The 7,936-nt window shown below is 61.7% G+C and carries 10 protein-coding genes; 9 read left to right on the plus strand and 1 reads right to left on the minus strand.

What is annotated here, in order from left to right; translation table 11 throughout:
* From ACILSL_RS26180 to ruvC, 4 genes are all read left to right on the plus strand, one after another.
* On the plus strand, window positions 1-762 hold a 762-nt coding region (locus ACILSL_RS26180; protein ID WP_395735027.1), incomplete at its 5' end, for a serine/threonine-protein kinase.
* A gap of 116 nt (window positions 763-878) precedes the next feature.
* Window positions 879-1,577, plus strand: coding sequence for a hypothetical protein (locus tag ACILSL_RS26185; RefSeq protein WP_395735028.1), 699 nt, complete (start codon window positions 879-881; stop codon window positions 1,575-1,577).
* 10 nt (window positions 1,578-1,587) lie between these two features.
* A complete protein-coding gene (locus ACILSL_RS26190; RefSeq protein ID WP_395735029.1) occupies window positions 1,588-2,064 on the plus strand; it encodes a DoxX family protein in 477 nt (158 codons plus the stop codon).
* The gene (gene ruvC, locus ACILSL_RS26195) at window positions 2,064-2,618 is read left to right on the plus strand and encodes a crossover junction endodeoxyribonuclease RuvC (protein ID WP_395735030.1); all 555 of its coding nucleotides are present in this window, start codon (window positions 2,064-2,066) and stop codon (window positions 2,616-2,618) included. The genes ACILSL_RS26190 and ruvC overlap by 1 nt, the downstream gene beginning before the upstream one ends.
* A gap of 9 nt (window positions 2,619-2,627) precedes the next feature.
* Here the strand turns inward: ruvC and ACILSL_RS26200 are convergent, their stop codons facing one another.
* Complete coding sequence (locus ACILSL_RS26200; RefSeq protein ID WP_395735031.1) at window positions 2,628-3,206, minus strand: SET domain-containing protein; 579 nt, start codon at window positions 3,204-3,206, stop codon at window positions 2,628-2,630.
* 173 nt (window positions 3,207-3,379) lie between these two features.
* Here ACILSL_RS26200 and ACILSL_RS26205 point away from each other — a divergent pair, with 173 nt between their 5' ends.
* The 5 genes from ACILSL_RS26205 (at window position 3,380) to ACILSL_RS26225 (ending at window position 7,770) form a co-directional block, all read left to right on the plus strand.
* Window positions 3,380-4,891 (plus strand): peptidyl-prolyl cis-trans isomerase, encoded by a 1,512-nt coding sequence (locus ACILSL_RS26205; protein ID WP_395735032.1) that lies wholly within the window; start codon window positions 3,380-3,382, stop codon window positions 4,889-4,891.
* A gap of 20 nt (window positions 4,892-4,911) precedes the next feature.
* A complete protein-coding gene (locus ACILSL_RS26210) occupies window positions 4,912-5,253 on the plus strand; it encodes a tetratricopeptide repeat protein (RefSeq protein WP_395735033.1) in 342 nt (113 codons plus the stop codon).
* A 173-nt stretch (window positions 5,254-5,426) separates the two neighbouring features.
* Entirely contained in the window at window positions 5,427-6,197 is a 771-nt protein-coding gene (locus ACILSL_RS26215; protein WP_395735034.1) for an SDR family NAD(P)-dependent oxidoreductase, read from the plus strand.
* 222 nt (window positions 6,198-6,419) lie between these two features.
* On the plus strand, window positions 6,420-6,626 hold the full coding sequence (locus tag ACILSL_RS26220; RefSeq protein WP_395735035.1) for a hypothetical protein: 207 nt from the start codon (window positions 6,420-6,422) through the stop codon (window positions 6,624-6,626).
* The gene (locus tag ACILSL_RS26225) at window positions 6,574-7,770 is read left to right on the plus strand and encodes an IS1182 family transposase (RefSeq protein WP_395735036.1); all 1,197 of its coding nucleotides are present in this window, start codon (window positions 6,574-6,576) and stop codon (window positions 7,768-7,770) included. Before ACILSL_RS26220 ends, ACILSL_RS26225 begins: the two co-directional genes overlap by 53 nt.
* Window positions 7,771-7,936 lie beyond the last annotated feature (166 nt).

Genomic DNA, 7,936 nt, shown 5'->3' on the forward strand with positions numbered 1-7,936 from the left:
GACACCCAGCAAGGCCGCGAGGTGGCGATCAAACGAATCCTATCCAACAAGGCGGGTGGTTGCGGCACGACGGTGGACGCCCTGATCCGCGAGGCACGGAAGCTGTCGGTGGTGCAGCACCCGAACGTCGTGGCCGTGTACGATTTTGGCGTGGATACCGAGGGTGGCTTCATCGTGATGGAGCTGGCCCAGGGCGAGACATTGGAGGATGTCATCATGCGTGGTGCCTTGTCGGCCACGGATTTCAACGCCCTGGTGAGCCAGACGCTGGACGGAGTGAGCGCCGTGCATGCCAAGGGCATCCTGCACCTGGACCTCAAACCTGGAAATCTCATGATCCACCGGCTGCCGAACGGAGGCCTGCAGGTAAAGATCCTCGATTTTGGTCTGGCGCAAAGCACCCCGCAGGGAGGAGCGCCAGCCCCGGAAGCCTGCAGCGGGTTGCTCGGCTCCATCCATTTCATGGCTCCGGAGCAGTTTGAGCGCGCCCCCGTGGACGTGCGCACGGACATCTATGCGCTGGGCTGCATTTACTACTATGCGCTGACACAGAAGCATCCCTTCGACGGCGAGACCAAACCGCAGGTGATGGCCGCCCATTTGCACCCCCGCACACCGCCGCTGGGCGCACTGCGGCCCGACCTGCCCGCCCGCACGGTGAAGTGGGTCGAATGGCTCATCAACCGCGCCCCCGCCAACCGGCCGGCCTCCGTCACCGAAGCGCGGCGGATTTATGAGGAAGTCACCCAGTCGGGGGCATGATTCCCCGCCCGGCCAAAGCCGGTGGGCCAGGCCCGGAAGTAATCACGCCAGAGACGAAAGCCTCTTGCCATCGCACGACGTGCCGCCATCATGGCGAAACCTGTTTCTTGCTTCCCATGTCGCGTGTTCTCACAGCCCTTCTTTTTGCCGCCGCCAGCTTCCTGCTCTGCTCCTGTGGCATGATCAAGAGCCTCATTCCAGACTCGATGCCCAAGCTGCCGAAGATCGGCCTGCCCAGCCTGCCGAGCCGAAACACCGTGGCCAAGCTCGTCCCCGGCATGGCTGAGAGGGACAAGGTGAACTCTGAAGACCCGGATGTGCCCTTCAATTCGCGCGGCACCCTGGGCTTTGGCCACACCGTGCGCCTCGAAATTTACGAAGGCACCCGCAGCCCGGACCGCATCTATCGCGGCATTGAGATGATCAACGCCGAAGGGCTGCTCCCGCTCGGCAAGGTGGGCACCGCCCGAGTCGGAGGACTGACTCTGCCCAAGGCCGCGGAGGCCATCGCCACGGTGTTCCGGCTGGCCGGACGCAACACCCGGGAGATCACGGTGCAGATCATCTCCGTGGAAAACACCCCGGTGATCCTCCTCAATGGGGATGTGATGGAGCCCGAGTTTATCCCCATCTTTGATGACATGAGCGTGAGACAGGCCGTCACCGTCACCGGCGGGCGCAAATCCGGTTCCACCGCCCGTGGCTTCTACATTTCACGTCACGGCCAGCGTCACTTCTTCACCTCACTGGAAGCAGCGGACAAAAACTGGAGGCCGCAGGCTGGTGACATCATCACACTTTCTCCCGACATCTGATTTTCGCATCATGCTCGAATACACCGGCAGTGGTCCCGCCACCGCGCAAAGCCCCCTGAGCTCACTTTTTCAAACCGCCGCCATCCTCCGCATCGGGACCGGATTGCTGCTCATGACACGCTACGGCCTCAATGCCGTGCAAAACGCCTACCATTTCTTCTTTCAGGAGAAGCCCTGGGCCTGGGTGCCTGCGTTTCATGAAGCGGGCATGCCCTACGCTCATCTGCTGGCCCCGGTCGTCGCGCTCCTCATCTTCGCCGTGGCCTTGAGCTGGATCCTCGGCTTTTTAACCCGGCTGTTTGCCTTCATCTTCCTGCCGGTGGTCATCACCACGCTGGTGGTGCTGCACAACACGGACTCCCCACGGGTGGAGGCGGCGTGGCTCTACCTGATCATCACCGTGACGCTGCTCCTGTTTGGATCAGGCACCGTATCCGTGGACCAACTCTTCCGCCTCGGCCAGAGCGGGCCTAAAAAACGCCGCTGATGGCCCGCATCGTCAGCAGTTCCCCGGCTGCCGCCGTGACGCCCGCTGTGGAGCGCGTCCTGGCCATCGACCCGGCGCTGCGGAAAACCGGCTGGGCGGTGGTGGAATGCGCCGCCGGGCAATTGCGCGCGATCGAGTGGGGCGTCATTCACAACAAGCCGGCCCTGCTGCCCTCCGGGTGCCTCGTCGCCATCCGCGCCGGATTGATGGACGTCATCGCCCGGCATTCACCGACGGTGTGCGCCATCGAGTCCACCATCTTCGTGCAGAGCTACAAGACGGCCATCGTGCTGGGCACCGCGCGCGGAGCCTGCCTCATCGCTGCGGCGGAGCACGGCCTGCCGATCTACGAATATGCCCCGCGCGAAATCAAACAGGCCGCCGTGGGGCGTGGTGCGGCGCAGAAAGACCAGGTGGCCTTCATGATCCGCGCCCAGCTCCGCCTGCGTGAAACGCCGGAGCCGGATGCCGCCGACGCCCTCGCCGCCGCCATCACCCATTTCCAAAACAGCGCCGCCGCCCGTGCGACGGAGCGCGAGACGCGGCGGGTGTGAGGGGGAAGGTCAGGCGCTTTTCTTTTTCTTCTTTGCCGGAGTCTTGGTGGCAGCCTTGCCGCCATTCAGCTTGAGCTTCCCGCTTTTGGCATCGCGCTCCACTTTCTCCAGCTTGCGCAGGAGTTTCGGCCATTGCTTTTCTTCCACGATGAAGCCGACACAGCGGTCCGTGCCGCAGCGGCAGGGATGCTCGTCCCAGGTGTCCACGTCAAAACCGTAGTTGTAGGTCAGCTCCTCGCCGGCCTTGATCTCGCGCAGGGAGTAGATCCAGATGCGGCCGCGGATGATGTAGGCCTCGCAGTTGGGGGCGCAGGAGTGATTGATGTAGCGCGCAGGGTTTTTCCCCTTCGCACCATCGATGTCATAACGCTGGTTCAGGGTGAACACATAGACGGCGGCACAGCCGGTCTTCTTGGATTTCTCAACCAGCGCCTCCCCACGGCGGGAGGACTCCGCCTTGGTGATTTTTTCACCGACGTATTCGATGATCGGCACATCGTTGGGAATGTCACAACGGGCGAAAATGCCACGGTTATGGATGGAGGAGGAGCGGACGGTCCAGTAGCGTTTCGTGGGAGCTTGGGGCATGAGGGCAGGCGATCAACGGAAAATCGGAGCGCATGAAGTGTGCCGGGTGCCTGCAATGTCAAGGGATGAGGCCGAATGTTTCCAAGAGGCGCCAGATGAGTGAACTCCACTTTCCGGTTGCTGCCGGGGTACGGTGCGGCTTATTGCGCGCCCTTCAACCGACCTGACTTCCCATGCTCGAATTTTTCCGCCGCCACCGTGGTGCCTTCCTCATCACCCTGACGATCTCCATCATCATCTCCATGTTTTACTATGGAGTTTCCCAGACGACCGCGAACCATGAGAAGAAGATGCTCGTCACCGACGTGGCCCTCACGGTGTTCGGCAAGGACTACACCGTGGCTGACGTCCAGCGCGCGCAGCGCTCCGTGCAGTTCACCCAGTATTACCTGCAGTCCGATGAACTGTCTTCGATCCTGAGCATCATCCCCTCCTCGGGCGGCTTGGATGCTTTTGCCAATTTCTTTGTGGCACGTCACATGATGGAAAAACTCGGCATCCGCACCAGCACTGCGGAGGCACGTGCCGCACTGGACAAGCTCCCTGCCCTGCAAAACAACGGCAAGCTCGACGTCTCCCGCGGCCAGATGCTGGAGCAGCTCGCCTCCTCCATGGGTTTCGACAGCGAGGCCCTGCTGGACATCATGAAGGACATCGTGGGCCTGCGGAAGCTGCAGGAACTGGTGACCAAGAACTACACCGCCTCCCCGCTGGCTGCTGAAAAGCAGTACGCCAGCAGCTATCAGACCTTCAAGGGCTCCAAGATCACCTTCGAAACCGAGACCTTCAAAAAGGCCGCCACCGTGACCGATGACGAGATCAAGAAGTACTACGAGGAGAAGAAAGAGGAGTTCAAGACCCCCGAAAAGCGCGCGGTGAGCTACGTCTTCTTCGAAAACGCCAAGGATCTGGACAAGAAGCCGCTGGAAGAGCGTCAGAAGGCGCAGAACGCCATCGTGCAGCGCGTGAATGCCTTCAATGACCTCACCGTCAAGGGGCACAAGAGCTTTGCCGATGCGGCGAAGCAGACGAAGGAAAAAGTCGAAACCGTCCCTGCTTTTGCCCAGGGCAGCCCTCCCGACGCACTCAAGTCCGAAAGCGGCTTGGTCGAACAGATCTTCGCACGCCCCAAGGATTCCAAAGCTCCTGCGGAAGCCGTCGAAGGCATCAAGGGCTGGTATGTGTTTGATGTCACCCAGGTCGAAGAACCCAAGCAGCAGACACTGGCCGAAGTGACTGCCAAAATCAAAGACGTGCTGCTGGGCCAGAAGGCGGATGAAGCCCGCACCAAGGCTGTGAATGAAGCACGCCTGGCTTTGACCGAAGGCCTGAAGGCGGGCAAGAAAATCGATGAACTGGTGAAGGCGCAGAAGCTCACGCTTGAGGCCCTGCCGGACATCGACATCGCCAACCCACCTCAGGAAGTCCCCAACAGCTTCTACATCGCCCAGGAGGCCGCGAACACCGCCGTCGGCGGCATCTCGCATGCCGTGGATGTGGACAATGGCAAAGCCACCGTGCTCGTTTACGTCAGCGCCAAGGAACTGCGCAAGCGCCCGGACGCCGCCGAACTGCGCAAGAGCCAGGTGGAATCCGTTTCTGATCAGGAGCGCCGGAGCCTCTTCCAAGCCTGGTTCAAGAAACAGCACGAAGCCGCACGCATCGCCTACGCCAAGCTGGGCTGAGACACCGACCCTCGACGCGCATGAGCGACACGCCATCCACCGTCGAAGAACTTTACGATGAAGCCAGCGGACACGTCGCCCTTGGCGAACTGCCGGAGGCCATCGCGCTGTACCGCCGCTGTGTCGCGCTGGACCCGAACCATTTTGAGAGCTGGCATGCCCTCGGCATGGCCTTGCTGCGCAACGGCGAGGTGAAGGAGGCCATCGGCGCCGGCCTGATGGCAACGACCCTCCAGCCCAACGACCTGCTCGCCTGGACCGCGCTCTCGCAGATGTATGTGACCAACAAGCAGATCGCCGAAGCCGAGGACGCCAAAGGCAAGGCCCGCATCCTCTCTCTGGGCGGCAAGGTGGTGAAGTAAGGAGGGGCCCCCTCACTTCAAAAATCAGCAATCCTTGTTCATCAATCGTCAATCACGCACGCCCACGTAGCTCGTGATCCGGAAAGATTGAAGATTGTCGAACCATCGATTTTTGATTGTTGAAGGCAGCTGCCCGCACACCTTTCAAGACACAATCGTCAACTTCCCCACCTATGTCCTCCCCACTCTTCAATCTCTCTGGCAAAGCAGCACTCGTCACCGGCGGCAGCAAAGGTCTTGGCAAAGCCATGGCCCGTGGCTTCGCCGAAGCAGGCGCGGATGTCTTCATCTCCAGCCGCAATGCCGAAGAACTCGCCGCCGCCGCCGCTGAAATCGGCGCGGGATTGAGCGTCAAAGTCGAGTGGATGGTGGCCGACATGGCCGACCGTGCCGCTGTGAAGGCGCTGGCCGTGGAAGCAGAAAAGCGCCTCGGCAAGATCGACATTCTCGTCAACAACGCCGGCATCAACAATCCGCAGGCCATTGATGAAATCACCGACGAGGTGTGGGACCGCAACGTCGAGGTGGATCTCACCGCCGTCATGTCCCTCACCCGCGCCGTCGTTCCCGGCATGAAATCCCGCCAGTGGGGCCGCATCATCCACATCTCCAGCGTCCTCGGCGTCGGCGGTCGCTTGAAGCGCAATGTTTACTGCGCCTGCAAGGCTGCGCTCATTGGTCTGGCACGCGCCAGTGCGCTCGATCTCGGGCCCTATGGCATCACCGTGAACTGCCTCTGCCCCGGCCCCTTCCTCACCGACATGCCCGGCAAGCTGCTCAATGACGAGGAAAAACAATACTTCGCCGACCGCACCGCCCTCAAGCGCTGGGCCGCTCCCCGCGAACTCGCCGGCCCCGCCCTTATGCTCGCCAGCGAAGCCGGCGCCTACATCACCGGCCAGGGCATCGTGGTGGACGGTGGTGCTGCGGTGAACGTGCTCTGAGCAATCCTCCTCTTCCTCCTGCTCATACTCCTCCCATTCAGGAAAGCAGATGGGGAGATATAGAAAGCCGCGAGACACGCGACGGCTGCTTGAGGACAAGCAGCCCTACCTCCATACGCCAGCCCCTCGCATGCCCAGCGTAGGTAGGGCGGGCTGTCCAGGCTGTGTGAAAACTATTTCACCGGTTTGACCGGTGGCATGTTCATGCGCAACAAGATGAGCATGAGCCACCTTCGAGGAACTGATCGCAGCGAAGTGCAGATGCTGCCGCCATGCCTGGATGATTACGTCGCAGCGGAAGCCGCCGTGCGCTTCATTGATGCGTATGCCGAGTCGCTCGACTTCAAGGGCTGCGCGCAACCTCGAAGTCATCTGGATGCTGCGCACCCTGCGCCCGGACTTCAAGACCATCGCCGACTTCCGCCGTGACAACCGCAAGGCGTTCAAAGGCGTGCTGCGCGAGTTCAACCTGCTGTGCCGCAAGCTCGAGCTCTTTGGCGCGGAGCTCGTGGCCATCGACGGCAGCAAGTTCAAGGCCAGCAACGGCAGGCGCCGCCACTTCAACGCCGAGCAGCTGCGCGAGGTGATCAAACACATCGACCAGCGCATTGATGACTACCTGCGCGAGCTCGACACGCAGGATGCAGAGCAGGGGCCGCCACCGCCGCCTTCCTCTTCGCCACCCGCCGGCGGCAGGAAGCCTGAGACCATGGCCGAAAAGATCGCCGGACTGCGCGCCAGCCGCCAGGAGCATGCCGCGCTGCTTGCAGAGATGCAGAAGAGCGCCCGGACCGAAGTCTCGCTCACCGACGCCGATGCACGCAAGATGTGCGACACGCAGCGCGGCGGGTTCTTCATCGGCTACAACGTGCAGGTCGCCGTGGATGCAAAGCATGACCTCATCGTCGCCGAAGAGGTGGTGCAGTCGGCCTGTGATCGAGGCCAGCTCGGTGCTGTCGCCCAGGCCGCGAAGACTGAACTCAAGGTGCCGAGCCTGGAGGTGGTCGCTGACAAAGGCTACCACTCGGCCGACGAGCTCGAAGCCTGTGAAGCCGCAGACATCATCACCTATGTGCCTGCGCAGGGCAGCACCAGCGGACGCAGCAGCAGGGATGGCAGGAGAGTGTTTGGCAAGGAGCGCTTCACCTACGACGCGGTGGCAGACGAGTATCAATGCCCCGGAGACAAGCGTCTCAAGCTGCGGGGCAAATGCCGCAGCCACGGCAAGACCGTCCTGCACTATGCCAATGCAGCGGCCTGCCGCACCTGCCCTCTTAAGGCCCGGTGCACCGGCGGCAGCTACAGGAAGATCCACCGTCTGCGCAATGAAGCCGTGCTGGAGCGGGCAGCGGCACGCATGGCCGGAAAATCAGCGATCAGCGCCCGCAGGCGCGAGGTTGTCGAGCATGTGTTTGGCACGCTCAAGCAATGGGGGCACGGCGACTTTTTGACCCGCGGACTGGAGCGGGTGAAAGCTGAGTTCAGCCTCAGCGCACTGGCCTACAACCTCAGGCGCGTGCTCAATCTCAAACCGATGAGCGAACTGCTCAGAGCGCTGCCCAAGGCGGCATGACGGGAGTCAACGGGCCTCAAATGCACTGCACCGTCCCTCTGATAAGCGCATTACAAGCGCTCAGGAAAGCAGCACAGCGCTGAGGGCAAAATCGCCTGGCAGAATGCCAGAATTTAACCGGCATTCCGGGCAGGCCTTTCTAAAAAGAGTGTTTTCACACAGCCTG

Source organism: Prosthecobacter sp. (assembly GCF_044222345.1).
In the GTDB taxonomy this organism is placed as follows: Bacteria; Verrucomicrobiota; Verrucomicrobiia; order Verrucomicrobiales; family Verrucomicrobiaceae; genus Prosthecobacter.

What these genes read in the sequence shown, in the direction of transcription:
- ACILSL_RS26220 (WP_395735035.1), top strand. Translation starts at nt 6,420, where the DNA reads ATGAGCCACCTTCGAGGAACTGATCGCAGCGAAGTGCAGATGCTGCCG.
- ACILSL_RS26225 (WP_395735036.1), top strand. Translation starts at nt 6,574, where the DNA reads ATGCTGCGCACCCTGCGCCCGGACTTCAAGACCATCGCCGACTTCCGC.
- ACILSL_RS26210 (WP_395735033.1), top strand. Translation starts at nt 4,912, where the DNA reads ATGAGCGACACGCCATCCACCGTCGAAGAACTTTACGATGAAGCCAGC.
- ACILSL_RS26190 (WP_395735029.1), top strand. Translation starts at nt 1,588, where the DNA reads ATGCTCGAATACACCGGCAGTGGTCCCGCCACCGCGCAAAGCCCCCTG.
- ACILSL_RS26205 (WP_395735032.1), top strand. Translation starts at nt 3,380, where the DNA reads ATGCTCGAATTTTTCCGCCGCCACCGTGGTGCCTTCCTCATCACCCTG.
- ACILSL_RS26215 (WP_395735034.1), top strand. Translation starts at nt 5,427, where the DNA reads ATGTCCTCCCCACTCTTCAATCTCTCTGGCAAAGCAGCACTCGTCACC.
- ruvC (WP_395735030.1), top strand. Translation starts at nt 2,064, where the DNA reads ATGGCCCGCATCGTCAGCAGTTCCCCGGCTGCCGCCGTGACGCCCGCT.
- ACILSL_RS26185 (WP_395735028.1), top strand. Translation starts at nt 879, where the DNA reads ATGTCGCGTGTTCTCACAGCCCTTCTTTTTGCCGCCGCCAGCTTCCTG.
- ACILSL_RS26200 (WP_395735031.1), bottom strand. Translation starts at nt 3,206, where the DNA reads ATGCCCCAAGCTCCCACGAAACGCTACTGGACCGTCCGCTCCTCCTCC.